We start from the raw sequence: 23,827 nt of genomic DNA on the forward strand, positions 1-23,827 counted from the left end.
GCTGGCCGGCAACTCGCACTGCCCGAAGAGAACCAAGGACACACCCCATGGCCATCCCCCTCGAACGCATCAAGATCCTCGAACCGCGGCACCCCAACCGCTCCACCGGCATCATCAATGGCCGCACCAGCGGCATCCTCAACTGGAACGACATCCCCTACCCGTCCTTCTACCGGGCGTACAAGGAGCTCTCGACCAACTTCTGGATTCCCGACGAAGTCGACATGAAGGGCGACGCCCGCCAGTACGGCGAGCTCAATGCCCGCGAGAAGAACGCCTATGATTCGATCATCGGCCTGCTGGCCACGCTGGATTCGCCGCAGACGCGCTTCATCTACAACGTCGCCGAGTACATCACCGACCCGGCCGCGCACGCCAACGCGGCGATCATCGGCCAGCAGGAGGTGATCCACAACGAAAGCTACAGCTATGTGCTGGCCTCGATCGCCGGCCTGGCCGACCAGAACCGCGTGTTCGAGATCGCCCGCACGCACCCGACCATCCTCGCCCGCAATGCGCCGATCATGCAGTCCTACGACGACTTCATGCGCGAGAAGACCGCCGAGACGCTGATCCGCGCCTTGATCCAGTCCTCGATCCTGGAGGGCATCAACTTCTACTCCGGCTTCGCGTTCTTCTACAACCTGGTCCGCCAGAACCGCATGACCGGCACCGGCAAGATCATCAGCTTCATCAACCGCGACGAGCTGGCCCACACCAAGTTCATCAGCGAGCTGATCCGCGCCATCATCGGCGAGAACCCGGCCCTGCAGGGCGAGCAGCTGACCGCCTACGTGCACGAGGCCTTCGAGCACGCCATCCAGCTGGAGACGCGCTGGACCGGTGAAGTGCTCGATGGCATCGACGGCATCGACGTGGACGAGATGATCCGCTACGTGAAGTATCGCGCCAACAAAATGGCCGGCATGCTCGGCATCGAGAAGCTGTACAGCGAGACCAACGTCAACGTGATGCCGTGGATCAAGGCGTACGCCGACAATTTCACCGAGACCAAGACCGACTTCTTCGAGATGCGTAATGCCAGCTACAAGAAGACCAATTCGGACAATGGTTTCGACGATCTGTAAGGCGCACGGGCAGATGAACATCCTGCTGGCTTTCGCCTCGCTGAGCGGCAATACCCGCGAGGTGGCGACGCTGATCCGGGCGCGCTGCGAAGCGCTGGGGCATCACGTTGACTGGCTCGACGTCGATGCCGGCGACGTGGCCTTGCCGCTGCCCGGTGAGGCACCGGCGCTGTGCCTGCTTGGCTCGTGGACCGACAACGCCGGGCGCACGCCGGCGGAGATGAAAGACTGCGTGGCCGCGCTGCGGGACCGTTTCGGCTTGCCCTTGCCGTTCCCGGTCGCGGTGTTCGGCACTGGCGAGACCCAATGGGGCGAGGAGTATTACTGCGGTGCCGCGCACCGCTTGGCGCGGTTCTTCGGCTCCCCCTGCGCGGTGCTGGAGATCGAGCAGATGCCGCACGGCGCCGAAGACACCCATGCCATCCACCACTGGACCGACACCGTGTCGGCCTTTATCGAGACATCAACGACATGCTGACGCTGCACGCACAGACCGCTGAGGATTACCACGCCGCCCTGCGCGAACACCCGGTCCTGCTGGTGGATTTCTACAAAGACGACTGCCCCGGGTGCCGGATGCTGGAGATGTCGCTGGCCAGCGTCTCTGCTGCCGTGGCGGACGCGGGGATGACGTTGTTGAAGGTCAAGCTGGAAACGGTGGGTGAAGGTCTGTTCCGGCAGCTCGGGCTGCGACAGACGCCGACGCTGATGGTGGTGCGCGACGGTCACGAAACAGCGCGGCTGGCCGGGTTCCAGTCGCCGAAGCAGATCCTGGCGGTGCTGGGGGCTGGGTGAAGGACCTCGAGTACGTCACCGCACCGGCGTGGACAGCAACCCGCGCCGCTTGAACCCCCCCTCCAGCGGCAGGGTCACCAGCGGCGGTACCGCCGCGGCCAGCGCCAGCAACGCCGCCCACCACGGCCAACGCAGCCGGATCGCCGCCAGCACGGAGACGACCACGTAGACCATGAAGGCGACCCCGTGCATCGGTCCGAAGATCCTGACGCCGAGCGGCGTCGGGTCGGCCGCCTGGTACTTGAAGTACATGCCGATCAACAGGCCTGCCCAGGTCAAGGCTTCAATGAAGGCCACCGTGGCGAACACGCGGCCCATGGGGCTGATTGGCAGTGCACTCTTCAAGGCGGGGCTCAAGCTCGTAACGGAAAGGACCCGCATCATAGCCAGCCAACGTACTTGCTGCGAATCATTCTCAGCCATGCACGATGGCGTCACGAGGGATGGCGTCACGAGGGAAGGCGTCGCGACCAACGGTCGCGACTTACCGTTGGCCGAGCGGCCACCAGCCCCTCAGACGAACATGCCGCCGGATGCTTCCACCCGTTGTGCATTGATCCACGCCGTCTGCGGCGACAGCAACGCCACCGCCACCGGGCCGATGTCATCCGGCTTGCCCGGGCGACCCATCGCGGTCACCGACGACACCATCGCGTTGACCTGCGCATCGTCGCGCACGCGGCCGCCGCCGAAGTCGGTCTCGATCGCGCCCGGAGCCAGCGTGTTGGCACTGATGCCGCGTGCGCCCAGCTCCTTGGCCAGGTAACGGGTAAACACTTCGATGCCGCCTTTCATCATCGCGTAGGCCGAACTGCCCGGCAGCGAGAACCGCGCCAGTCCGCTGGACACGTTGAGGATGCGCCCGCCGTCGGCCATCAGCGGCAACAGAGCCTGGGTCAGGAAGTACGGCCCCTTCAGATGCACGGCGACCAGTGCATCGAACTGCTCGACCGTGGTGTCGGCAATCATCGCGTGCAGGCCTTCGCCGGCGTTGTTGAGCAGCCCCTGCAGATGGGTCTCGCCCCAGCCCTCCAGCACGCTGCGGACGTCGCCGGCGAACGCCGCGAAGCCGGCGCTGGCGGCCATGTCCAGCGGAAGGGCCGCAGCGCGACGACCCAGGGCTTCGACCTGGGCGACCACCTCCTGGGCGGCCTCGGCCTGGCTGCGGTAGGTGAGGATGATGTCGGCGCCATCGGCCGCCAGTGCGAGGGCGGCGTTGCGGCCGAGGCCGCGGCTGCCGCCGGTGATCAGAACGACTCGGGTTGCCTTGCTCATGTCAGTGCACCTGCTTGGGAGTGGGAGACCAGCGTATTGGTGTTGCAGGGCTGCATAAATCGGCGGATGCTGATTTGACTGTCCATACATTACGAACAATCGATGGATCGCCTCGATCAACTGCGCCGCTTCCTGCGGGTCGCCGAACTGGGCTCGTTCACCGGCGCGGCCAACAGCCTCGGCCTGCCCAAGGCCAGCGTCTCGCTGGCGGTGCAGCGCCTGGAGGCCGAGGTTGGCGTGCAGCTGCTGCACCGGACCACGCGCCGGGTGCAGCTCACCGCCGATGGTGCCCAGTTCCAGGCCCGCGCCCACGATCTGCTGCAGGAGATGGATGACCTGCAGGGCATGTTCCGGGTCGATACCAGCCAGTTGAAGGGCCGCCTGCGCGTGGACATGTCCAGTGGACTGGCCCGGCAGCTGGTGATCCCACAGCTGCCTGGCTTCCTCGCCCAGCATCCCGGGGTGGAGATCGAGCTGAGCGGTACCGACCGCCGCGTCGATCTGATCCGCGAGGGGTTCGACTGCGTGCTGCGGGTCGGCCCGCTGGACGACAACACCCTGGTCGCCCGCCCGCTGGGGCAGCTGCCCATCATCAATTGCGCCAGTCCCGCCTATCTGGCAGCGCGCGGGACGCCGGTCACCCTGGATGATCTGCCCGGCCACGCGCTGATCCACTACGTCGGCACCCTGGGCCAGCGCTCGCCGGGATTTGAATACCGCGACGGCGAGGGGTATCGCAGCCTGCCGATGGGCGGCGCGGTGACCGTCAACAGCGGCGATGGGTATACCGCTGCTGCACTGGCCGGGTTGGGCATCATCCAGGTGCCCCGGCTAGGGGTCCGCCAGGCGCTGGCCAGCGGCGCCTTGGTGGAGATCCTGCCGGACTGCGTGGCCGAACCCATGCCGGTGACGCTCCTGTACGCCCAGCGCCGCCATCTGCCGCGCCGGGTCGCCGCTTTCATGGACTGGGCGGCAGCGGTGATCCGGCCGGAGCTGTTGCAGCGGACGTGACCGCATCGGCGACGTGATGTCGACTGAAACCGCACCTTCACGCTCATATCGGCATATATGCGCACGCAATCACTCACAATCTGGTACAGTCAGCGACCCATTCGGGCGCATCCGCGCAACTTCGTGCACTTCCTTGCATGTTGCGCCCTGCCTTTCCGCTCCAGACGTGAGGTTTCCCATGACGATCCAGGACGCCCTGCCGGGCGAGCGCCAACAGACCATCCTGCGCCTGCTGCGCGAACACGGCCGCGTCATGTCGGCCCAGTTGGCCGTCGAGTTGCAGGTCTCGGAGGACTCGATCCGCCGCGACCTGCGGGAACTGGCGGCGCAGGGCCTCTGCCGCAAGGTACATGGCGGCGCGCTGCCCGCCGCGCCTGCCTTTCCGGCACTGGCCGAGCGCCATGAGAAGGATCACGACCGCAAGCTCGCCCTGGCCAGGGTCGCAGCAACCCAGGTGTTGCCGGATGAACTGGTCTTTCTCGATGCCGGCTCCACCAATACCGTGATCGCGCGCTGCCTGCCCGAGCACCAAGGCCTGCGCGTGGTGACCAACGCCCCGGATATCGCCCTCGCGCTGATGGCCCGCCCGGGCATCGAAGTCAGCCTGGTCGGCGGTCGCATGGACCCACGCATCGGCGCGACCGTGGGCGCGCAGGCGCTGGAGGCGATCCGCGCGCTGCGGGTGGATGTCTGTTTCGTGGGTACGTGCGCGGTGGACGCCGAGGCCGGCATCTGGGCCGTGGACGGTGAGGAGGCAACGCTCAAGCGCGCGCTGCTCGCGGCGAGCAGCCGCTGCGTGGTGGTCGCCACGAACGACAAGCTGGGTGCGCAGGCCTCACACCGGATCGGTGATGTGGACCAGATCGATGTGCTGGTGGTCGAGGCCGACGCGCCGGCCGCACAGGTCGCGGCGTTCGAGCGTCGTGGTGTCGCTGTCCAGCGCACCGCCCAGCACTGAGGTCCCGATCCATGTCGACCGTTTCCGCCCCCTCGCCCTTCCTCGCCCGCGGCCAGCAGCACGCCACCCGCGCGGCCTTTTTCCTGCCCGGCTTCGCTACCGCCGCCTGGGCGCCATTGGTTCCGTTCGCCAAGAACCGCACCGGCCTGGATGAGGGCTCACTGGGCCTGGTGCTGCTGTGCCTGGGCGCCGGTTCGCTGCTGGCGATGCCGATCGCGGGCATGCTCGCCGCACGTCACGGCTGCCGTGCGGTCATGATCGCCACGCTGCTGATGGTGATCGCCAGCCTGCCCCTGCTGGCGATCGCGCCCTCGCCGCTGACCCTGGGCCTGGTGCTGTTCGTGTTCGGTGCCGGCGTGGGTGCCTGCGATTGTGTGATGAACATGCAGGCGATCATGGTGGAGCGCGATAGCAGCCGGCCGATGATGTCCGGCTTCCACGCCTTCTACAGCATCGGCGGCGCGGTGGGCGCCGGCGCGATGACCGGCCTGCTGGCGTTCCACCTGCCGCCATGGCTGGTGTGCCTGCTGGCCTCGGCGGTGATGGCCGCGCTGCTGGCGATCTCGCTGCCGTACTGGCGGACCGACAAGGCGCCCAGCGATGCGCCGATGTTCGCGGTGCCGCACGGCGTGGTGCTGGCGATCGGCGTGTTGTGTTTCGTGGCGTTCCTGGCCGAAGGCTCGGTGCTGGACTGGAGCGCGGTGTTCCTGCATGAAGTGCAGCAGGTCGATCCCTCGCGCGCCGGCCTGGGCTACCTGGCCTTCGCCATTGCGATGACCGTGACCCGGCTGGTCGGCGATGGCGTGGTGGCCAGGCTCGGCCGCCATCGCTCCATCCTGATCGGCAGCCTGGTCGCCGCGTCCGGTTTCGCTCTGGCCACCTTCGCGAGCTGGATGCCGCTGGCACTGTGCGGCTATGCCCTGGTCGGCCTGGGCTGCGCCAACATCGTCCCGGCCCTGTTCTCGATGGCCGGCAACCAGAAAGTCATGCCGGAGAGCCTGGCCATCCCGGCGATCACCACGCTTGGCTATGCCGGTGTGCTGGCCGGCCCGGCGCTGATCGGCTTCGTGGCGCAGGCCAGCAGCCTGGTGTTCGCCTTCAGCGCGGTGGCGGTGACGCTGGTGCTGGTGGGGCTGTGCGCGCGGTGGGTGCGGGCCTGAGGCAACACAGTGCAGCCCAGCCCCGCACTCCCTAGACTGTCGCCTTGCGCCATCCATGGAGTCCCCGCATGTCTGCCTCGCCCGTCGTCCCGCTTGTCCCATTCCGGCTGGCCAGTTGGCCCTCGCCACTGGAGCCGATGCCGCGTCTGGCCCGGCACCTTGGGCTGGCCGACGACGCGCTGTGGATCAAGCGCGACGATATCGGCGGGGTGGGCGGTGGCGGCAACAAACTGCGCAAGCTGGAGTACTCGTTGGCCGCCGCGCGCGCCCAAGGCGCACAGGCCCTGGTCACCGTCGGCGCCGCGCAGAGCAACCACGCACGGCTGACGGCCGCCGCCGGCGCGCGCGTGGGGTTGCCGGTCGTGCTGGTGCTGGCCGGCAACCCCGAGCCGGCCCCCGAGGGCAATCTGGTGCTGGATGCATTGTTCGGCGCGCGCCTGGTCTGGGCCGGTGACGCCGACGCCGCCACGCTGGAAGCGCGCGCGCTGGCGGAAGTGCAAGCGCTCGGCAACGAGGGGATCACCGCCGCCCTCATTCCCTTCGGCGGCTCCAGCGTGATCGCTGCACAGGGTTACGTGGAGGCCGGGCAGGAACTGCTCACGCAGGCACCGGACCTGGCCCAGGTCGTCGTCGCCGTCGGCTCGGGCGGCACCATGGCCGGGCTGGTGCATGCGCTGGGCGCGCCGCGGGTGCTGGGTGTGGATACCGGTGCGGTGCCCGATCCCGATGCCGCCGTGCGCGCGCTGCTGGACGGGCTGGGCGGCACCGCGTTCACCGCTCCGCTGCAGATCCGTCACGATCAGGTCGGAGCGGGCTACAGCCATCTCACGGAACCGGTCCGACGGGCACTGCAACTGATCGCACGCCAGGAAGGCATCGTGCTCGATCCGGTCTACACCGGTCGTGCCTTCGCCGGCCTGCTCGCGGCACTCGACGACGGCAGCCTGGCACGCGACCAACGCATCGTCTTCCTGCATTCGGGTGGCCTGCCAGGGCTGTTCGGCCACCCGCAACGGCGCACCTTGGGCGACTGAACCCGTCCATCGACCTCGCGCATGCCGCCTGCAGGGGCGCGTCGGTGATCGGCGAGGGCCAGACCTGCGCGCGGCAAGGCGTCCGGGTCATCGCCTCACCCTCGATAATGAATATGATTCGTATTTGCTGTACGATCCGCCGGCTTTTTCCCAGGCGCGCACGCGCGACCTGCCCTTGCCCGACCCGGACCGCCGTACGCATGCACACCCTCCCCGCACGCCCCACCCTCGCCGCGATCGCGGCCGCCATCGGCCTGGTTCTGGCCAGCGCCCCGCCCTTGGCGGCAGCCCAGACCGCCGCGCCCAGCGCCACGGACCTGGACACGGTCAAGGTCACCGGCAACTGGCTGGACAACCCCACCGAAGCCAAGTTGCTCGAGCACCCCGGTGCGCGCAGCATCGTGGAGGCGCAGCGCATCGCCGAGAGTGGCTCGACCAGCGTGCGTGACGTGCTGCGCCAGATTCCCGGTGTGCAGGTGCAGGAAAGCAATGGCACCGGCGGCAGCGATGTGTCGCTCAATGTGGGCGTGCGCGGCCTGACCTCGCGCCTGTCGCCCCGCTCCTACGTGTTGATGGACGGCGTGCCGATGTCGTATGCCCCGTATGGCCAGCCGCAGCTGTCGCTGGCCCCGGTCGCGCTGGGCAACCTGGAATCGGTGGACGTGGTGCGCGGTGCCGGCTCGGTCCGGTACGGGCCGCAGAACGTGGGCGGCATCATCAACTTCGTGACCCGCGCGATTCCGAAGGACTTCGCCGGCTCGCTGGGCTTCGCCTCGGAGATGTACGGCCAGGGTGGCAACGTCAAGACCGTCCCCAGCCTGTTCCTGGGCGGCACCAGCGACGGTGGGCTCGGCGCGGCGCTGCTGTACTCCGGCACCCACGGCGACGGTTGGCGCAGCAGCAACGACAAGACCGATATCGACGACGTCCTGCTCAAGGCGTCGTATGCGCTGGGCAGCGCGGGCGACCTGGCGATGTCGCTGCACCACTTCGAAGGCAGCGGGCGCATGCCCGGTGGCCTGACCACCGCCGAATACGCCGCCGATCCGTTCCAGTCCACCCGCCCGTATGACGTGTTCAACGGGCGCCGCAGCGATGGCTCGCTGAAATACAGCTACAGCGACGGCACCAACAATATCGAGGTGCTGGGCTACTACGTGGACTCCTTCCGCGGCAGCTACATCGAGCAGGACGGCACCGGCGCCACCAGCGGCCAGCGCCGCCTCACCGCCGCGCCGCGCAGCTACCACTACCTGGGCGTGGAGCCGCGCTATTCGCGCCTGTTCACCACCGGCACCGTGGTGCAGGAAGTGAGCGTGGGCTACCGCTACCTGAAGGAAGCCAGCAGCGAGATGGCCTCGCGCACCAGCTACTACCGCCCGGACGCTGCGGTGGCCGGCTTCGATCTGCCGCTGCTGCCGTACCAGACCAGCCGCGGTGGCACGACCGCGAATGCGTTCTACATCGATGACCGCATCGATATCGGCAACTGGACCATCACCCCCGGCGTGCGTGTGGAGGACATCCGCACCTTCAACACCGTGACCAACCTGGCCACCAGTGGCGCGGTCACCAGCGTGCTGACCCCGAGCATCGACTCGCGCGAGACCCTGCCCACGCTGTCGGTGCTGTACCGCCTGAGCGATCACTGGTCCCTGTTCGCCAATGGCGGCAAGTCGTTCGGCCCGCAGCAGTACAGCCAGCTGGCCTCGACCACCGAGGGCCTGCACCCGGAATCGGCGACCACCTATGAGCTGGGCACGCACTACAACGGCAGCGGTCTGAGCGGTGAGTTCACCCTGTTCAACGTCGACTTCGACAAGGAACTGCAGCTGGCCCGCTCGATCGTCGGCGAAGGCATGTGGACCGACCTGGGCGCGACCCGGCACCGCGGCGCGGAATCGGCGCTGCGTTACGACATGGGCCAGCTCAGCGACACACTCACCGGCCTGCAGCTGTCGATGACCTACACCTGGACCGAAGCCACCGCCCGCGCCGGTGCGTTCGCCGGCAAGGATCTGCCGCTGTACTCGCGCAATGTCGGCTCGTTCGGCGCGCGCTATGCGATCGACCGCTGGACCTTCAACGCCGATGTGTTCGCCCAGTCCGGCCAGCGCTCGCCGGGCACCCCGAACCCGAGCGCGACCTATGTGACCGAGGAAGACCCGACCGGTCGCCTCGGCGACATCCCCGGGTACTCCACCGTCGCCGTGCGCGCCGGCTACGACTTCGGGCCAGAGCTGCACGATCTGAAGCTGGCGATCGGGGTCAAGAACCTGTTCGACCGCCGCTACTACACGCGTTCCACCGACAACAACGGCGGCAAGTTCGTCGGTCAGCCACGCACGCTGTACCTGCAGGGCACCCTCGCGTTCTGAGAGACCTGACCTGCTGCGCGGACCGCACGGCCGCGCAGTCGCGCGGCGGCTGGCGTTACCATCGGGTGACTGCCTTGCCGGATGCGCACCATGACGGACCTGTCTTTCGACCCCCGCCCCCGCCGTGCGGCCTTCCGCGCGCTGCATGAAGACGGCTGCTTCGTGCTGCCCAATCCATGGGATACCGGCAGCGCACGCTACCTGCACAGCCTCGGCTTCCAGGCACTGGCCTCGACCAGCTCGGGCCATGCATGGAGCCAGGCCCAGGCCGATGGCACGCTGACGCTGGATGAGACGCTTGCGCACCTGCGCAGCCTCGCCGGCGCGACCCCACTGCCGTTGAATGCCGATTTCGGCGATGGCTTCGGGCTCCTGGAGGAGGTTGGCCGCAACGTCACGCTCGCCATCGACACCGGCGTGGCCGGCATCTCGATCGAAGATGCCAGCCCCGACCCGGCCCATCCGCTGCGCACGCTGGACGATGCCGTGGCCCGGGTGCGCGCCGCGCGCCGCGCGATCGACGACTCCGGTGAGGACGTGCTGCTGATCGGCCGCGCCGAGAACTTCTTCGTCGGCCGCCCCGACCTGGACGATGCGATCACCCGCCTGCGCGCCTATGCCGAGGCCGGCGCGGACTGTCTGTACGCACCGGGGATCAGCACCCGCGAGCAGATCGAGGCGGTCGTGGCGGCGGTGGCACCGCGGCCGGTCAACCTGCTGGTCGGCAGCGCGCTGCCGTTCACGCTGCAGGACATCGCGGCGATGGGGGTGCGCCGGGTCAGCGTCGGCGGTGCGATGGCGCGCACTGCCTGGGGCGGGATGATGCGCGCGGCGCAACTGTTGAGGGACGAAGGCCGCTTCGACGGTTTCGCCGATGCGGCCTCCGGGGCAGCGCTGAATCAACTGTTCCGCTGACCGCGGTCAGTGGCTGGACAGCACCACCACCGCGCCGGTGACCAGCGCGATGCCCACCCAGCCGATCGGGCGCAGGCGGTTGCCGAACAGCACGCGCCCACAGAGGGCGGTACCGATCACCCCGATGGCGCCCCACATCGCATAGGCCGTGGCCAGATCCAGGGTCTTGACCGCCTGGCCGAGCATTGCGAAGGCGATCCAGACCAGCACGATCGCGGCGACGCCCCAGGCCGGCTTACGGAAACCATCGGACCTGGCAACCATCATGTTGGCCGCGATGTCGATCAGGGCCGAGCAGACCACGAACAGGAAGGCGGTGAGATTCATGACGTGTGCTCCTCGCCGAGGGTGACGCAGACGATGCCGACCGCCGCCATCGCCAGCCCGATCATCTGCTGCACCGAGAAACTGTCCTTGAACACGAAAACACCGACCAGGGTCAGCAGGGTCAGGCCGAGGCCTTCCCAGACCGCGTAGGCGACCCCGACCGCGATGCCGCGCACCGACAGCGCCAGGAAGTAGTACGAAATGGCCAGGGCCGCGGCCATCACCGCATAGCCGAGGTAGCCGCCATGACGGGCGGCATCGGCCATGAACGAAGTGCCGACCACCTCGGCGACGATCGCCACGGTCAGGCAGGCCCAGGCGATCAGGCCGCCGCGGGCACGGGGTTGCGAATGCACCTGTGTGTGCATGGAAAGCTCCTTGATTGCGGCCGGTGCGCGCCGACGGAACGCCGGGCACCGGGGCATCGGCCGGGATGGCGGATGCGCGTGCGTCGCTGCACCCAAGCGACGCGCCCATTATCATCGTCGTTTCCATCATTCCCAAGATGGAATCCATCGACAAAGGCGATACATCCATGCGCTATGGCCCGGAATCCCTGCACGCCTTCGTCGAAGCTGCGGCACTTGGCTCATTTTCCGCCGCGGCACGCCGCCTGAAGAAAACCCAGTCGACGATCAGTACGGCGATCGCCACGCTGGAGGCCGACCTGGGCCTGCCCCTGTTCGACCGCAGCGGCCGTTATCCGGTGCTGACCGAAGACGGCCGCAAAGTGCTCGGCCATGCCCAGGAGATCCTGGCCGCCGCCGACCGCCTGGAGCAGCTCAGCATCCGCCTGGCCGATGAGGTGGAGCCGCGCCTGAGCCTGGTGTTCTCGGACATCTACCAGCTCAACCCCGACCAGCACCTGCTGCGTCGGTTCGAACAGCGCTTTCCGGATATCGAACTGGAGTGGCTGGATGCCGAAGGCAGCGATGTGCTTGATGTCGTGCAGCGCGGGCGCGCACATCTCGGGCTGATCCCGCATCAGTCCTCCTACCCGTCCGGACTGGCGGTGCGCGCCCTGCCCCTGCGTGCGGAAATGGCGGTGTTCGTTGCCGGCGATCACCCGCTGGCGGCGCTGGCCGCGCCGGAGGAATCACACCTGGCCAGCCACCGGCAGATCTGCCTGAGCGGCGATGCCTGCCGTGAGGGCCACGCGCGCGGGCGTACCTGGTCAGCCTCGGACTATCTGATGGTGCTGGAGATGACCGAAGACGGCTTCGGCTGGGCCGAACTGCCGCGCGCCCTGGTGCAGCGGTACGGCAGGGGCATGCTGGTGGAGCTGCCCCTGCCCGGCTGGCCGCGGCTGGTCTCCACCGATGCGGTGTGGCGCAAGGGCGCGCCGCTGGGCCCAGCGGCGCTGTGGTTGCTGGATCAGTTCCTGGGTGCCGCCAACGCGTAATCGATCGCCGCGCAGATCGCCGCTACCTGGGCGTCATTGCACTGCTGCGGGGTGGCGCGCGGGCTGTCCGGATACACCTCGGTGGTGGTGGTGTACGTGGCACCGCTGACGCTGGCGCACAGGCCGAGCTTTTCCAGTGGATATTCGATCACGCCCGGGGCCACCACCGGCGAGCCGATGATCTCGCCCTTGTCGTCGGCCGGGGCGATGTGGGTCACCCGCTCGACGGCCGCGTTCACCGCGGTCTGGAACGCCGGCTGCGGATTTTCGGTGTCATCCACCAGATAGAAGCCATCCGGAATCAGACCCGGTTCGAACGGCTTGCCGTCGCGCGCGGCCAAGGCCGGGCGGAACTCGGTTTCATCGGTGTCGGTGGTTTCGTGCAGATCGATATGCATCACGATGCTGCCGCGCAGCGGCGCGACCAGGGCGATCAGCGCGGCCGATTCGGCGGCGGGGCTGTTGGCCATGAAGGAACGGTTCGGATCGATGGCATCGGCGTTCCAGCGCTGGATGCGCTCATAACCCCACGGGCTGACGCAGGGCACGACCAGCAGATTCGCACGGCCGGCATAGTCGGCCGCGCGGGTCTGCAGGAACTGCAGCGCGCCCTGCACGCCGCTGGTTTCGTAGCCGTGGATGCCACCGGTGACCAGCATCGTCGGCAGCGCCGGGTTCCAGTCGCGACTGCGCACGGCGAACAGCGGGTACTGGTCCGGGGCGTAATCGAGCGTGCCGTACTGGCTCACATCGAAGCGGCTGCGCAATGCCTCCAGCACCGGCAGCACGTCATCGGCATAGCGCCGCTGCGGCACCTGTCGCGCACGCCACTGCACCTTCTCCGCAGCGCCCCAGGGCTGGCCAGGGATACCGATGGGATAGAAGGAGGCGTCGTTCATGGCGTGCTCGTCTGTGTTGCGGTGTGGAAGCGCGATTTTACCACTGCCGCACCGGGCGGCCCCGCTTACGCGTGGGCAAGCGCTGCGATCGCTTCATCGACACGCTGATTGCCTTCGGTCAGCTCGATGATCGTGCGCCGCACCTCCGGCTGCTCCACCAGCGCGACCAGCGTGGCGGCGACATCGGCGCGCGGGATGTCGCCGTAGGCGATCGCCGGGCCTGCGGCGACGCGGCCGGTGCCTGCTGCATCGTTCAAGGTGCCCGGGCGCAGGATCACCCAGTCCAGATCGGTCGCGGCCAGATACACATCGGCGCGCTTCTTGACCGTCATGTAGTTCTCGAAGCCCTCGCCCATCGCCTTGTCGCGGCCGGCTTCCGGGAATGCCGAGACCAGCAGGAAACGACGCACGCCTGCCTGCCGGGCGGCATCCACGGCCAGCGCCAGGCCACGACCATCGATGGCGTTGGTCACCTCCACACCGGCGCCGCCCGCACCAGCGGTGAAGACCACCACATCGCTGCCCGCCATGCTGCGGGCGAGCGTATCCACGTCGATGGCGCTGAGGTCGCCAGAGATCGGCGCAGCCCCCAGCGCGCTGAGCTCATCGCCCTGCCCGGCGCGGCGATGCAGCGCGAGCACGCGATGCTGTCTGTCGGCCAGCTGCGTGACGAGATGACGGCCAACCTTGCCGGCGGCGCCGACGATGAAGACATTGCTCAAGACGGTTCTCCTCTTACGCGCGGACAGGTAGAGCCGACCGTTGGTCGGCTATCGCGATATCCGATCAACGGCAGCCGACCACCGGTCGGCTCTACCGTGTACATCAGGGGCGCAGCAGCACCTTGCCGTTACGGCCCGGCTCCAGGCTGGCCTTGGCGGCATCGGCCACCTCATCCAGCCCGAACACACCGTCCACCGGCAGGCTGAGCCCACCACGCGCGGCCAGCTGCAGCAGTTCCCCGACCAGGCGGCGCTTGTCGTCCGGCGCCATGGCCTGGCTGACCTTGCTGCCCCAGAAGCCTTTCACCGTGGCCTGCTTGAAGATCACATCGCCCGAACTGAGCTGCATCGGCTCGCCGGTCATCGAGCCGAACGACACCAGCGTGCCGCCGTCGCCCAGCAGCGTCATCAACTCGCTGCTGGCGCGCCCGCCGACCGAATCCACGGCCGCGGCGATCGATGCCTTGCCGACCGTGGCCTGCACCTGTGCCATCCAGTCGGACTGCGCGGTGGACAGGGTGTGGTCGATGCCGAGTCCGGCCATCTCGGCCACACCGGCGTCGCGCCGCACCAGGTTGATGCAGTGCACGTCACGCGCCTTGGCCAGCATCGCCAGCGCTTTGCCGACCGCGCCATTGGCGGCGTTCTGGAGGATCCACTGGCCTTCCTTCACCTGCAGGAACTCCAGCAGCATCAGGGCACTGAGCGGCATCGCGATCAGCTGCGCGGCGGTGTTGTCATCGATGCTGTCCGGCATCGGGATGACCATGCGCGCCGGCGCGATGAAGTACTCAGCCCAGGTGCCATGCACCGAGGCAGCGCTGACCCGCTGGCCGACCTTCAGGCCGTCGACACCCTCGCCCAGTGCATCGATCACGCCGGTGCCTTCGCTGCCACCGACCGCGGGCAGCTCGGGCTTGTAGCCGTACTGACCGCGCACGGTCCACAGGTCGTGGTTGTGGATGGGCGCCAGCACGGTGCGGATACGCACCTCGCCGGCTGCCGGGGCCGGCTGCGGCACGTCGCCGCCGTGCAGGACCTGGGTCGGGTCACCGAAGGTGGTGTGTATTGCAGCGCGCATCAGCCGCGCTCCTTCATCAACATGTTCATGAGGGGTCTCCTACAAAAAAGAATCAACGGCGATGACGGTGCGCGGCAACGATGGCGCGCGGCTGGCGCCAGGCGCGCACGCGCAGCCACACGGTCTGGATCACCACGATGATGATCAGCACCAGCGCCAGGGTGGCGATGTTGGCTGCGCCGGGCAGATCCCAGCCGGACTGCTTGACGTACATGCCGGCCAGCGCCCAGATGACCGCGGCCGGATACGCGAAGTGCCCGCGCAGCAGCTGGTTGACCACCAGCACCAGCAGCGTGGCCAGGACCAGCAGCACCAGGCTCCAGCCGAGCATGTTGTCGGTCGGCAGCCAGCCGTAGGCGACGATGACCTGGGCGGTGTTGAGGTAGGCCGCCAACGACAGCCAGCCAGCGTGGAGGCCCAGCGGGTACGCGGCCCACGCTCGCTGGCCGCCCGGGGCGGTGACCGGCGAGGCGCGGTAGGCGGCCACGATCAGGCAGAGCAAGGCCGCCCAGATGATCGCCAGCGCGGGCAGGAACCACTGGTTGGAGAACACCGGCATCCAGGCGGCGGTCAGCGCGAAGCCGGCGGCAGCCCACGGGCGAACCCGGGTGATGTCCGGCTTGCGCAGGCGCAGCTGCCAGAACCCGAACAGCACATCCCACAGGAAGATCAGGCCCCAGATCGCGAAGGCGTACCCGGCGGCGACCAGCAGCGTCGGGTACTGGTCGGAGACTGCACCGTTGGTCGGGCCGAACATGCCGGACTGGGACAACCACGCCACCACGGGCATGGCCAATGCGGCCAACAACACGATCCAACGCATGCACCCACTCCATCTGAAAAGAGCGGTGACGATACGCGGTTCAGGGTTAAGGCGTTGGGAGGCCGCAGATTGCAAAGCCTTACTAACATAGCCTCTGCTATATTGTGCCCGTGGACATCCAACGCCGCCCCGAGAATTCCCCCGCCTGGCCGTCCTCGGCCGGGCACACGCCCAGCCTGGGCGAGATGAACGCCAGCGTCGCGGTCCCGAGCGGCGGCCACTGGTGGTTCCGCTTGCTGGCCTTCCTTGGCCCGGGCTACATGATCTCGGTCGGCTACATGGACCCGGGCAACTGGGCCACCGACATCGCCGGCGGCGCGCAGTTCGGTTATCTGCTGCTCTCGGTGATCCTGCTCTCCAACCTGATGGCGATCGTGCTGCAGGGGCTGTCGGCGCGGCTGGGCATCGCGACCGGGCGCGATCTGGCCCAGGCCTGCCGCGACCACTATTCGCGTCCGGTGAACCTCGGCCTGTGGCTGCTGTGCGAGATCGCGATCATTGCCTGCGACCTGGCCGAGGTGATCGGCACGGCGATCGCCCTGAAGCTGCTGTTCGGCATCCCGCTGCTGGCCGGCGCGATCATCACCGCGGTGGACGTGGTGCTGGTCCTGCTGCTGATGAACCGTGGGTTCCGCGCGCTGGAGGCGTTCGTGATCGCGTTGCTGCTGGTGATCTTCGGCTGCTTCGCGATCCAGATCTTGATCGCCGCACCGCCGCTGCAGGCGGTGCTGGCCGGTTTCATACCGCACGCGCAGGTGGTGACCGATCCGAAGGCGCTGTACCTGGCGATCGGCATCATCGGCGCCACCGTGATGCCACACAATCTGTACCTTCACTCCTCCATCGTGCAGACCCGCGCCTACCCGCGCACGGATGCCGGGCGCCGCAGTGCGCTGCGCTGGGCGGTGACCGACAGCACCATCGCGCTGATGCTGGCGTTGTTCATCAACGCCTCGATCCTGATCCTGGCCGCTGCGGTATTCCATGCGCACGGCCGTACCGACGTGCAGGAGATCGAACAGGCCTACGAGCTGCTGGCACCGATGCTGGGCGTTGGCCTGGCCTCGACGTTGTTCGCGGTCGCCCTGCTCGCCTCGGGCATCAATTCCACCGTGACCGCGACGCTGGCTGGCCAGATCGTGATGGAAGGCTTCCTGCGTCTGCGGATCGCGCCATGGGCGCGGCGGCTGATTACCCGCGGCATCGCGATCGTGCCGGTGGTGGTAGTCACGGCCATCTATGGCGAGCAAGGCACCGCACGCTTGCTGGTGTTGAGCCAGGTGCTGCTCTCGATGCAGCTGCCGTTCGCGGTGGTGCCGCTGGTGCGGTTCGTCTCGGACAAGGCCAAGATGGGCGCGCTGGTGGCGCCGCGCTGGCTGATCGTGCTGTCGTGGCTGATCGGCGGGCTGATCATCGTGTTGAACGTGAAGCTGCTGGTGGATGTGTGGCGGGGCTGAGCCCTGCGCACTTGACCTCAACGTTGGTTGAGGTGGCACAGTGCATCCTCCCTCTCCCACTGGCAAGCCCAGACCGAGCCATGCAATGACCGACACCTCGCAGCACGCGTTATGGAATGGCCCGGCCGGTGAGGCCTGGGTGGACGCGCAGCGGATTCTCGACCAGATGTTCGCGCCGCTGACCACCCACCTGCTCGACAGCCTCGTGCCGGCCCTCAGCGCGCAGGTGCTGGATGTGGGCTGCGGCACCGGCGCGGTCGCGCTGGGCATGGCCGGACGGCTGGGTCCGGATGCACACGTCACCGGCATCGACATCTCCGCCCCGATGATCGCGCTGGCGCGTGAGCGCGCGCAGCGTGCCGGACTGGCCGTGGAGTTCATCGTCGCCGACGCGCAGCAGCACGTGTTCGCCCCGGGAAGCCTGGACCGGATCGTGTCGCGCTTCGGGGTGATGTTCTTCGATGACCCGGTGCAGGCGTTCGGCCAGCTGCAGCGCGCCGCCAGACGCGGCGGGGTGCTGCAGGCGCTGGCCTGGCGCGGGCAGGACGAGAACGCCTTCATGACCACGGCCGAGCGCGCCGCGGCCCCCTGGCTGAGCTTGCCACCGCGCCAGCCGGGCGCACCGGGTCAGTTTGCGTTTGCCGACCAGGCCCGGGTCGAGCAGATCCTGAGGGCGGGCGGCTGGGAGGAGATCGAAGTGCTGCCGCTGGATGCCGTGTGCCGCATCGACCGCGCGGATCTGGCGACGTACGTCTCCCTGCTGGGCCCGGTCGGGAGCGCACTGCGCAACGGCGACCTTGCTGCGGACGTCCGAACGAAGGTGCTCGACGCAGTGCTGCATGCCTTCGAGCCGTTCGTCGAGGGCGATTCGGTGACGTTTACCGCCGCCTGCTGGGACGTGCGCGCCCGCGCGTGGTGACCGCCGGCCGGCTCCGCGCCATGCGCGGACGTCGACTTTGGGCCTTCTAGCGCCTGGCCATCAGCGTGCGGGTCAGCAGCATCGCCACCAGTGCCATCGCCGCCGCGGTCACGAACGCATACCCGGCGCCGTCTGCGTAGGCCTGCCGCGCCAGCAGCGTCAGGCTGTCGTGGGCCGCCCCCGGCACCGACAGTTCACCGACCACCACGCGCTCGATCAGTGCGGGCGAGCCTGCCTGCCCAGCCTCGCTGAGCGCGCCGCGGGCGGCCTCGCGCACATGGCTGGACAGCACCGCGCCCAGCGTGGCGAAGCCGATCAGGATGCCGGAGAAGCGCGCGGTGGTGCTGATGCCCGAGGCCATGCCGGCGCGGTCCGGCGGGATCACGCTCATGATCGCCTTCTGGGTTTCGCCATTGAGCAGGCCGCCCCCACTGCCGAGCACCGCCATCGCCAGCAGCAGGCCGAGCTGACTGTGCTGCCACAGCGCCGCCGCGATGCCGAGATTGCCGATCACGGCAACGCCCAGCCCCAGCGCCAGGATCCGACCGGACGCCCATCGCGTGCCGAGCCGGCGGCCCACGAACGGCAGCAGCAGCATCGCCAGCGCGAACGGCAGCATGTGCACGCCGGCCTGCAGCACGCTGTCACCGCGGGCGTTCTGCAGCAGCAACGGCAGCAACGAGGCCATCACCTGTACGCAGGCGGCGTAGGCGAACATTGCCAGCACCGCACCGACCAATGCCGGCGCGCGGAACAGGCGCAGATCCAGCATGGGCTGGGCACGGCGCTGCTCGACCCCGGTGAAGCCGGCGCCCAATGCGGTGCCGGCCAACAGCCACGGCAGCACCGCGGCGCTGCCCCAGCCCTCCACCGGCCCGCGGATCAAAGCCCAGGTCCAGCACAGCATGCTGCCGGCGAACAGCAACACGCCCGGCACATCGATGCGGCGGCTGACCGGATCGCGTGATTCGGGCACGAAGACCACGCTCAGGCCGGCCAGCAACAGGCACAGGGGAAGATTGATATGGAACGCCCAACGCCACCCTGCCCAGGTGGCGATGGCACCGCCGATCAGTGGCGCGAGCACCATGGTCAGCCCCATGATCGCGCCCCAGATCGCCCAGGCACGCGCGCGCGATGCCGGGCTCTGGTGTGCGTGGCCGATCAGCGACAGCGCCGGTGCCAGCATGAAGGCGGCCGCCGCGCCCTGCCCGGCCCGTGCCAGGTACAGGGCCATGGCGGTGCCGGCGAGCCCGCAGGCCACCGAGGTCAGTGCGAACAGGCTCAAGCCGATCAGGAACAGGCGGCGACGCCCGATCCGGTCGGCCAGGGTGCCGGCGGGCAACAGCAGCGAGGCGAAGCACAGGACGTAAGCGCTGACCACCCACTCGATGTCCGCGAAGGTGGCCGACAGATCGCGGGCGATGGTCGGCAACACCACGCCGACCACATTGGTATCGAGCACGGTCAGTGCACACCCGGCCGAACCGAGCAGCAGGACAGCGTCCGCGCGGTGCGCGCCTGCACGGTTCATGGCAGCGCAATCCCCCGGGTCGTGGCGGTCAGCCAGCTCATCCGCCGGCCACCGCCAGCCGCATCCGCAGTTTCTCAACGATGGCCTGCTCGCTCATCGCATAGCCATAGACGTCCTGCAGCTGCCCGTCGGCACCGAGCAGGAACCACGAGGCGGTGTGCTCGAAGGTTGCCGTGTCGCCCTCGCCGACCCGGCGATAGCTCACGCCCAGGCTCTCGGCAATGGCGCGGGTACCCGCCTCGTCGCCGGCCAGGCCCAGGAACGTCGTATCGAAAGCCGCCAGGTACTCGCGCAGGTGCGCGGGCGTATCGCGCTGCGGGTCGACGGTGACGAAAGCCACCTGCAGCTGCCCTGCCGCTGGACCCAGCAGCCGCTTGATCTGCACCGCCTTGACCAGGCTCAGCGGGCACACTTCGGGGCAATGAGTGAAGCCGAAGAACAGCAGCGTGGGCTTGCCCTGCAGATCACGAATCGCCAGCGTGCGGCCGTCGCTGCTCTCCAGTCTGACGGCGCCGAGCGCTGCCTGGCCCATCACCGGCGCCTGATCGTCGGTGCAGCCGGCCAGCAACGCCAGGATGACGATGCCGGCGCCCAACCAGCGGGTCACTTCGCTGCTCCGTGCGGCGCCAGGCGATCACGCACGCTGAAGTCCACCACCTGTGGTGCGCTGCGGGCGAACTGCAGCGTCACCCGCACGGTCTGCCCGGCCGACAGCGGCCGCTTCGGCTTGAGCAGCATCAGGTGGTAGCCGCCGGGCTGCAGCCCGACGGTCTGGCCCTCCGGCAAGGCCAGGCCATCGGGCAGCGCCTGCATGCGCATCACGTCACCGTCCGTGCGCATGGCATGGATCTGCACGTCGGCAAATGCCGAGGACGCGGCCGAGAGCAGCCGGTCCGCCCCGCCGCCGTTATGCAGCTGTACATACCCGGCCGCCACGCTTGCCGCCGGCGGTGGCACGCGGACCCACGCCTCGCTGACCGACACCGTTGCCGCGGTGTGGCCCTGCGGGGCCGCAGCCACCACCGGCATCACGGGAGAGGACAGCAGCAGCCCGACCAGCATGGCAGCGCAGGATGACCGGCTCATGGCGTGCCCGACATCTGCATCGGCATCATGTTGAGGTTGGCGTTGTGCATCACCCACAGCGAACCGGCCACCACGATGGCGATCAGGAACGCGGTGCACAGGAAAATGCCGGTGTTCTCACGCTGGCTGCGCCCTGCCCCGATATGCAGGAACAGCACCAGCTGGGCAACCAGCTGCACCACGCACAGCACCACGATGGCGGTCAGCCGCAGTGGCTGCGGCACCAGATCGGTCATGACCACGCCGAACGAGGCGCCGGTCAGGACCAGGCACAGCAGCAGGCCGAGGATGTAGCCCGTCAGGGTGGCGTGGCTGCCACCGTGATCGGCATCAGGCGCGTTCGCGCTCATACAAACTCCCTCAGGTAGACGAAGGTGAACACACAGATCCAGATCAGATCCAGGAAGTGCCAGAACAGGCTCAGGCACGCCAGGCGGCGGCGCACGATGCCGTCCAGGCCGAACTTCAGTACCTGGTGGATCATGATCGCCAGCCACAGCAGGCCGAAGGTGACGTGCAGGCCGTGGGTGGCCACCAGCGTGAAGTACGCCGAGAGGTAGGCACTCACATCCGGCGTCGCGCCTTCATGGATCAGCTCGGCGAACTCATACAGCTCCATGCCGATGAAGACCGCACCGAGCACGCCGGTCACGGCCAGCCAGCCCACCACCTGGTTGCGCCTGCCGGCCTGCATGCCGAGCATCGCCAGGCCGAAGGTGAAGCTGCTCAGCAGCAGCACCACCGTTTCGGAGAGCACGAAACCGAGCTTGAACAGTTCCTTGCCGCTGGGGCCGTCGGCCGTTCCGTTGAGCAGCACGCCGAAGGTGGCGAACAGCACCGCGAAGATCAGGCAGTCGCCCATCAGGTACATCCAAAACCCGACGACGGTCTTGCTGCCATCGTCGTGGTGCGCGTGGGCGGGGTCGTGATGACCGGCCGCGAGCTGCCCGTGCTGCGTGGCAGCGGTCAGGGTATCGCCGCTCATGCCTTGGCTCCTTCCATCTGCGCGAAGTGCGCGTCTTCAATGCGCTTCACCTCGGCGGCGGGCACGTAGTAGTCCACATCACGGTCGTACGAGCGCAGCACGAAGGTCGCGATCACGCCGATCAGGCCGATGCCGGCCAGCACCCACATGTGCCAGACCAGAGCGAAGCACAGCACCAGGCTGAACACCGAGATCACCACGCCCGAGGCGGTGTTGCGCGGCATGTGGATGTCCTCGTAGCTGTCCTGGCGCTGCCAGGCCCGGCCGTGCTGCTTGTCGTCCCAGTGCTGTTCCAGCGAGGTGATCGCAGGCAGCGTGGCGAAGTTGTAGAACGGCGGCGGCGAAGAGGTGGCCCACTCCAGGCTGCGCGCGTTCCACGGGTCGCCGGTGCGGTCCATGTTGGCCTTGCGGTCACGCACGCTGACATAAAACTGGATGAACATCGCGGCGATGCCGGCCGCGATCACCAGCGCACCGATGGCGGCCACGATCAGCCACGGCTGGTAACCTTCCACGCCGTAGTGGTTCATGCGACGGGTCATGCCCTTGAAGCCGAGCACGTACAGCGGCATGAAGGCCAGGTAGAAGCCGACCAGCCAGCACCAGAACGAAATCTTGCCCCAGCGCTCGTTGAGGGTGAAACCAAAGGCCTTCGGGAACCAGAAGCTGATGCCGGCCAGGCAGCCGAACACCACGCCACCGATGATCACGTTGTGGAAGTGCGCGATCAGGAACAGGCTGTTGTGCAGCACGAAATCCGCGCCCGGGATCGCCAGCATCACGCCGGTCATGCCGCCCAGGGCGAAGGTGACCATGAAGCCGATCGTCCACATCGTCGAGGAGTGGTAGCGGATCCGCCCGCGGTACATGGTGAACAGCCAGTTGAACAGCTTCACGCCGGTGGGGATCGAGATGATCGAGGTCATGATGCCGAAGAAGGCATTCACGTTTGCACCCGAGCCCATGGTGAAGAAGTGGTGCAGCCATACGAAGAACGACAGGATGCCGATCGACGAGGTCGCATAGACCATCGAGCGGTAGCCGAACAGCGGCTTGCCCGAGAACGTGGCGATGATCTCCGAGAACGCACCGAAGCACGGCAGGATCAGCACGTAGACTTCCGGATGGCCCCAGATCCAGATCAGGTTGACGTACATCATGGCGTTGCCGCCGGCGTCGTTGGTGAAGAAGTGCATCCCGAAATAGCGATCCATGGTCAACAGCGCCAGGGTCGCGGTCAGCACCGGGAAGATCGCCACGATCAGGATGTTGGTGATCAGCGCGGTCCAGGTGAACACCGGCATCTTCATCAGGTCCATGCCCGGTGCACGCATCTTGAGGATGGTGACGATGAAGTTCAGGCCGGTCAGCGTGGTGCCGATGCCGGAGACCTGCAGTGACCAGATGTAGTAGTCCACGCCCACCGTGGGGCTGTACTCGATCCCGGACAGTGGCGGATACGCCACCCAGCCGGTCGCCGCGAAGTCACCGACGAACATCGACAGCATCACCAGCACCGCGCCCACCGCCGACAGCCAGAAGCTGAGCGAGTTGACGAACGGGAAGGCGACGTCGCGCGCGCCGATCTGCAGCGGCACCACGATGTTCATCAGGCCCACGATGAGCGGGGTGGCCACGAAGAAGATCATGATCACGCCATGCGCGGTGAAGATCTGGTCGTAGTGTTCCGGCGGCAGGTAGCCGGCGCTGTCATTGGCGGCGATGGCCTGCTGGGCACGCATCATCAGCGCATCGGCGAAGCCGCGCACCAGCATGACCAGGGCCAGGATGATGTACATCACGCCGATCTTCTTGTGGTCCACCGAGGTGATCCACTCGGTCCAGATATAGCCCCACTTCCTGTAGTACGTGATGGCCGCGACGATCGCCACGCCCAGCAGCAGCGAGCCCACCAGCGCCGACATGATGATCGGGTCGTGGTAGGGAATCGCTTCGAGGTTCAACTTTCCAAGCACAA

Annotated in this window: 26 protein-coding genes; 12 read left to right on the forward strand and 14 right to left on the reverse strand. The window is 67.8% G+C overall.

The annotated features are described in order from the left end of the window. Window positions 1-47 precede the first annotated feature (47 nt). From AC07WC_RS11825 to AC07WC_RS11835, 3 genes are read left to right on the forward strand one after another with little or no spacing between them, the layout of a single operon-like run. A complete protein-coding gene (locus tag AC07WC_RS11825) occupies window positions 48-1,088 on the forward strand; it encodes a ribonucleotide-diphosphate reductase subunit beta (RefSeq protein ID WP_070425230.1) in 1,041 nt (346 codons plus the stop codon). Between the two features lie 13 nt (window positions 1,089-1,101). Further along, window positions 1,102-1,566, forward strand: coding sequence for a flavodoxin (locus AC07WC_RS11830; protein WP_495210163.1), 465 nt, complete (start codon window positions 1,102-1,104; stop codon window positions 1,564-1,566). Then, window positions 1,560-1,883 carry a thioredoxin family protein gene (locus AC07WC_RS11835; RefSeq protein ID WP_495210164.1) on the forward strand — a complete coding sequence of 108 codons (324 nt, stop codon included), beginning with the start codon at window positions 1,560-1,562 and terminating at the stop codon, window positions 1,881-1,883. The genes AC07WC_RS11830 and AC07WC_RS11835 overlap by 7 nt, the downstream gene beginning before the upstream one ends. 15 nt (window positions 1,884-1,898) lie before the next feature. Here the strand turns inward: AC07WC_RS11835 and AC07WC_RS11840 are convergent, their stop codons facing one another. Next, window positions 1,899-2,201, reverse strand: coding sequence for a DUF3817 domain-containing protein (locus tag AC07WC_RS11840; RefSeq protein ID WP_495210357.1), 303 nt, complete (start codon window positions 2,199-2,201; stop codon window positions 1,899-1,901). Between the two features lie 195 nt (window positions 2,202-2,396). After that, window positions 2,397-3,158, reverse strand: coding sequence for an SDR family NAD(P)-dependent oxidoreductase (locus AC07WC_RS11845; protein WP_495210165.1), 762 nt, complete (start codon window positions 3,156-3,158; stop codon window positions 2,397-2,399). A 102-nt stretch (window positions 3,159-3,260) separates the two neighbouring features. Between AC07WC_RS11845 and AC07WC_RS11850 the strand changes: the two genes are divergently transcribed. The 6 genes from AC07WC_RS11850 (at window position 3,261) to AC07WC_RS11875 (ending at window position 10,614) form a co-directional block, all read left to right on the forward strand. Further along, window positions 3,261-4,169, forward strand: a complete 909-nt coding sequence (locus AC07WC_RS11850) for a LysR family transcriptional regulator (RefSeq protein ID WP_495210166.1) — start codon at window positions 3,261-3,263, stop codon at window positions 4,167-4,169. Between the two features lie 178 nt (window positions 4,170-4,347). Continuing rightward, window positions 4,348-5,127 carry a DeoR/GlpR family DNA-binding transcription regulator gene (locus AC07WC_RS11855; RefSeq protein ID WP_495210167.1) on the forward strand — a complete coding sequence of 260 codons (780 nt, stop codon included), beginning with the start codon at window positions 4,348-4,350 and terminating at the stop codon, window positions 5,125-5,127. 11 nt (window positions 5,128-5,138) lie between these two features. Then, window positions 5,139-6,287 (forward strand): MFS transporter, encoded by a 1,149-nt coding sequence (locus AC07WC_RS11860; RefSeq protein WP_495210168.1) that lies wholly within the window; start codon window positions 5,139-5,141, stop codon window positions 6,285-6,287. Between the two features lie 68 nt (window positions 6,288-6,355). Next, a complete protein-coding gene (locus AC07WC_RS11865) occupies window positions 6,356-7,321 on the forward strand; it encodes a pyridoxal-phosphate dependent enzyme (RefSeq protein WP_495210169.1) in 966 nt (321 codons plus the stop codon). 200 nt (window positions 7,322-7,521) lie between these two features. Continuing rightward, window positions 7,522-9,699, forward strand: coding sequence for a TonB-dependent receptor family protein (locus AC07WC_RS11870; RefSeq protein ID WP_495210170.1), 2,178 nt, complete (start codon window positions 7,522-7,524; stop codon window positions 9,697-9,699). Between the two features lie 90 nt (window positions 9,700-9,789). After that, window positions 9,790-10,614: an isocitrate lyase/PEP mutase family protein gene (locus tag AC07WC_RS11875; protein ID WP_495210171.1), complete on the forward strand. Its 825-nt coding sequence runs from the start codon at window positions 9,790-9,792 to the stop codon at window positions 10,612-10,614. A 6-nt stretch (window positions 10,615-10,620) separates the two neighbouring features. Here AC07WC_RS11875 and AC07WC_RS11880 read toward each other — a convergent pair whose 3' ends face one another. Next, on the reverse strand, window positions 10,621-10,941 hold the full coding sequence (locus AC07WC_RS11880; RefSeq protein ID WP_495210172.1) for an SMR family transporter: 321 nt from the start codon (window positions 10,939-10,941) through the stop codon (window positions 10,621-10,623). Next, entirely contained in the window at window positions 10,938-11,309 is a 372-nt protein-coding gene (locus AC07WC_RS11885) for a DMT family transporter (RefSeq protein WP_495210173.1), read from the reverse strand. Before AC07WC_RS11885 ends, AC07WC_RS11880 begins: the two co-directional genes overlap by 4 nt. Window positions 11,310-11,476: 167 nt before the next feature. Between AC07WC_RS11885 and AC07WC_RS11890 the strand changes: the two genes are divergently transcribed. Beyond that, entirely contained in the window at window positions 11,477-12,343 is an 867-nt protein-coding gene (locus AC07WC_RS11890) for a LysR family transcriptional regulator (protein ID WP_495210174.1), read from the forward strand. Here the strand turns inward: AC07WC_RS11890 and AC07WC_RS11895 are convergent. The 4 genes from AC07WC_RS11895 to AC07WC_RS11910 form a co-directional block, all read right to left on the reverse strand. Beyond that, on the reverse strand, window positions 12,316-13,242 hold the full coding sequence (locus AC07WC_RS11895; protein WP_495210175.1) for a M14 family metallopeptidase: 927 nt from the start codon (window positions 13,240-13,242) through the stop codon (window positions 12,316-12,318). The genes AC07WC_RS11890 and AC07WC_RS11895 overlap by 28 nt on opposite strands. A gap of 65 nt (window positions 13,243-13,307) precedes the next feature. Continuing rightward, entirely contained in the window at window positions 13,308-13,964 is a 657-nt protein-coding gene (locus AC07WC_RS11900; RefSeq protein ID WP_495210176.1) for an SDR family oxidoreductase, read from the reverse strand. A 103-nt stretch (window positions 13,965-14,067) separates the two neighbouring features. Beyond that, window positions 14,068-15,045: a zinc-binding dehydrogenase gene (locus tag AC07WC_RS11905; RefSeq protein ID WP_495210177.1), complete on the reverse strand. Its 978-nt coding sequence runs from the start codon at window positions 15,043-15,045 to the stop codon at window positions 14,068-14,070. A 52-nt stretch (window positions 15,046-15,097) separates the two neighbouring features. Beyond that, window positions 15,098-15,868, reverse strand: a complete 771-nt coding sequence (locus AC07WC_RS11910) for a TspO-related membrane protein (protein WP_495210178.1) — start codon at window positions 15,866-15,868, stop codon at window positions 15,098-15,100. A gap of 116 nt (window positions 15,869-15,984) precedes the next feature. Here AC07WC_RS11910 and AC07WC_RS11915 point away from each other — a divergent pair, with 116 nt between their 5' ends. After that, window positions 15,985-17,325 (forward strand): Nramp family divalent metal transporter, encoded by a 1,341-nt coding sequence (locus AC07WC_RS11915; RefSeq protein ID WP_495210358.1) that lies wholly within the window; start codon window positions 15,985-15,987, stop codon window positions 17,323-17,325. 85 nt (window positions 17,326-17,410) lie between these two features. Then, window positions 17,411-18,244, forward strand: coding sequence for a class I SAM-dependent methyltransferase (locus AC07WC_RS11920; RefSeq protein ID WP_495210179.1), 834 nt, complete (start codon window positions 17,411-17,413; stop codon window positions 18,242-18,244). A 46-nt stretch (window positions 18,245-18,290) separates the two neighbouring features. On the opposite strand, the gene AC07WC_RS11925 is transcribed toward AC07WC_RS11920, so the two are convergent. From AC07WC_RS11925 to cyoB, 6 genes are read right to left on the reverse strand one after another with little or no spacing between them, the layout of a single operon-like run. After that, window positions 18,291-19,778 carry an MFS transporter gene (locus AC07WC_RS11925; RefSeq protein ID WP_495210180.1) on the reverse strand — a complete coding sequence of 496 codons (1,488 nt, stop codon included), beginning with the start codon at window positions 19,776-19,778 and terminating at the stop codon, window positions 18,291-18,293. Between the two features lie 37 nt (window positions 19,779-19,815). Then, complete coding sequence (locus tag AC07WC_RS11930) at window positions 19,816-20,385, reverse strand: SCO family protein (protein ID WP_495210181.1); 570 nt, start codon at window positions 20,383-20,385, stop codon at window positions 19,816-19,818. Further along, entirely contained in the window at window positions 20,382-20,864 is a 483-nt protein-coding gene (locus AC07WC_RS11935) for a copper chaperone PCu(A)C (RefSeq protein ID WP_495210182.1), read from the reverse strand. The genes AC07WC_RS11930 and AC07WC_RS11935 overlap by 4 nt, the downstream gene beginning before the upstream one ends. Beyond that, the gene (gene cyoD, locus AC07WC_RS11940) at window positions 20,861-21,214 is read right to left on the reverse strand and encodes a cytochrome o ubiquinol oxidase subunit IV (RefSeq protein WP_495210183.1); all 354 of its coding nucleotides are present in this window, start codon (window positions 21,212-21,214) and stop codon (window positions 20,861-20,863) included. The genes AC07WC_RS11935 and cyoD overlap by 4 nt, the downstream gene beginning before the upstream one ends. Then, entirely contained in the window at window positions 21,211-21,849 is a 639-nt protein-coding gene (gene cyoC, locus AC07WC_RS11945) for a cytochrome o ubiquinol oxidase subunit III (RefSeq protein WP_495210184.1), read from the reverse strand. Before cyoC ends, cyoD begins: the two co-directional genes overlap by 4 nt. After that, entirely contained in the window at window positions 21,846-23,825 is a 1,980-nt protein-coding gene (gene cyoB, locus AC07WC_RS11950; protein WP_495210185.1) for a cytochrome o ubiquinol oxidase subunit I, read from the reverse strand. Before cyoB ends, cyoC begins: the two co-directional genes overlap by 4 nt. Window positions 23,826-23,827 lie beyond the last annotated feature (2 nt).

This window comes from Stenotrophomonas sp. GW821-FHT01H02A, assembly GCF_059422145.1.

Excerpts from the sequence above, each read along its gene's own strand:
- AC07WC_RS11825 (WP_070425230.1), top strand. The coding sequence starts at position 48 with ATGGCCATCCCCCTCGAACGCATCAAGATCCTCGAACCGCGGCACCCC.
- AC07WC_RS11830 (WP_495210163.1), top strand. The coding sequence starts at position 1,102 with ATGAACATCCTGCTGGCTTTCGCCTCGCTGAGCGGCAATACCCGCGAG.
- AC07WC_RS11835 (WP_495210164.1), top strand. The coding sequence starts at position 1,560 with ATGCTGACGCTGCACGCACAGACCGCTGAGGATTACCACGCCGCCCTG.
- AC07WC_RS11840 (WP_495210357.1), bottom strand. The coding sequence starts at position 2,201 with ATGGGCCGCGTGTTCGCCACGGTGGCCTTCATTGAAGCCTTGACCTGG.
- AC07WC_RS11845 (WP_495210165.1), bottom strand. The coding sequence starts at position 3,158 with ATGAGCAAGGCAACCCGAGTCGTTCTGATCACCGGCGGCAGCCGCGGC.
- AC07WC_RS11850 (WP_495210166.1), top strand. The coding sequence starts at position 3,261 with ATGGATCGCCTCGATCAACTGCGCCGCTTCCTGCGGGTCGCCGAACTG.
- AC07WC_RS11855 (WP_495210167.1), top strand. The coding sequence starts at position 4,348 with ATGACGATCCAGGACGCCCTGCCGGGCGAGCGCCAACAGACCATCCTG.
- AC07WC_RS11860 (WP_495210168.1), top strand. The coding sequence starts at position 5,139 with ATGTCGACCGTTTCCGCCCCCTCGCCCTTCCTCGCCCGCGGCCAGCAG.
- AC07WC_RS11865 (WP_495210169.1), top strand. The coding sequence starts at position 6,356 with ATGTCTGCCTCGCCCGTCGTCCCGCTTGTCCCATTCCGGCTGGCCAGT.
- AC07WC_RS11870 (WP_495210170.1), top strand. The coding sequence starts at position 7,522 with ATGCACACCCTCCCCGCACGCCCCACCCTCGCCGCGATCGCGGCCGCC.
- AC07WC_RS11875 (WP_495210171.1), top strand. The coding sequence starts at position 9,790 with ATGACGGACCTGTCTTTCGACCCCCGCCCCCGCCGTGCGGCCTTCCGC.
- AC07WC_RS11880 (WP_495210172.1), bottom strand. The coding sequence starts at position 10,941 with ATGAATCTCACCGCCTTCCTGTTCGTGGTCTGCTCGGCCCTGATCGAC.
- AC07WC_RS11885 (WP_495210173.1), bottom strand. The coding sequence starts at position 11,309 with ATGCACACACAGGTGCATTCGCAACCCCGTGCCCGCGGCGGCCTGATC.
- AC07WC_RS11890 (WP_495210174.1), top strand. The coding sequence starts at position 11,477 with ATGCGCTATGGCCCGGAATCCCTGCACGCCTTCGTCGAAGCTGCGGCA.
- AC07WC_RS11895 (WP_495210175.1), bottom strand. The coding sequence starts at position 13,242 with ATGAACGACGCCTCCTTCTATCCCATCGGTATCCCTGGCCAGCCCTGG.
- AC07WC_RS11905 (WP_495210177.1), bottom strand. The coding sequence starts at position 15,045 with ATGCGCGCTGCAATACACACCACCTTCGGTGACCCGACCCAGGTCCTG.
- AC07WC_RS11910 (WP_495210178.1), bottom strand. The coding sequence starts at position 15,868 with ATGCGTTGGATCGTGTTGTTGGCCGCATTGGCCATGCCCGTGGTGGCG.
- AC07WC_RS11920 (WP_495210179.1), top strand. The coding sequence starts at position 17,411 with ATGACCGACACCTCGCAGCACGCGTTATGGAATGGCCCGGCCGGTGAG.
- AC07WC_RS11925 (WP_495210180.1), bottom strand. The coding sequence starts at position 19,778 with ATGAACCGTGCAGGCGCGCACCGCGCGGACGCTGTCCTGCTGCTCGGT.
- AC07WC_RS11935 (WP_495210182.1), bottom strand. The coding sequence starts at position 20,864 with ATGAGCCGGTCATCCTGCGCTGCCATGCTGGTCGGGCTGCTGCTGTCC.
- cyoD (WP_495210183.1), bottom strand. The coding sequence starts at position 21,214 with ATGAGCGCGAACGCGCCTGATGCCGATCACGGTGGCAGCCACGCCACC.
- cyoC (WP_495210184.1), bottom strand. The coding sequence starts at position 21,849 with ATGAGCGGCGATACCCTGACCGCTGCCACGCAGCACGGGCAGCTCGCG.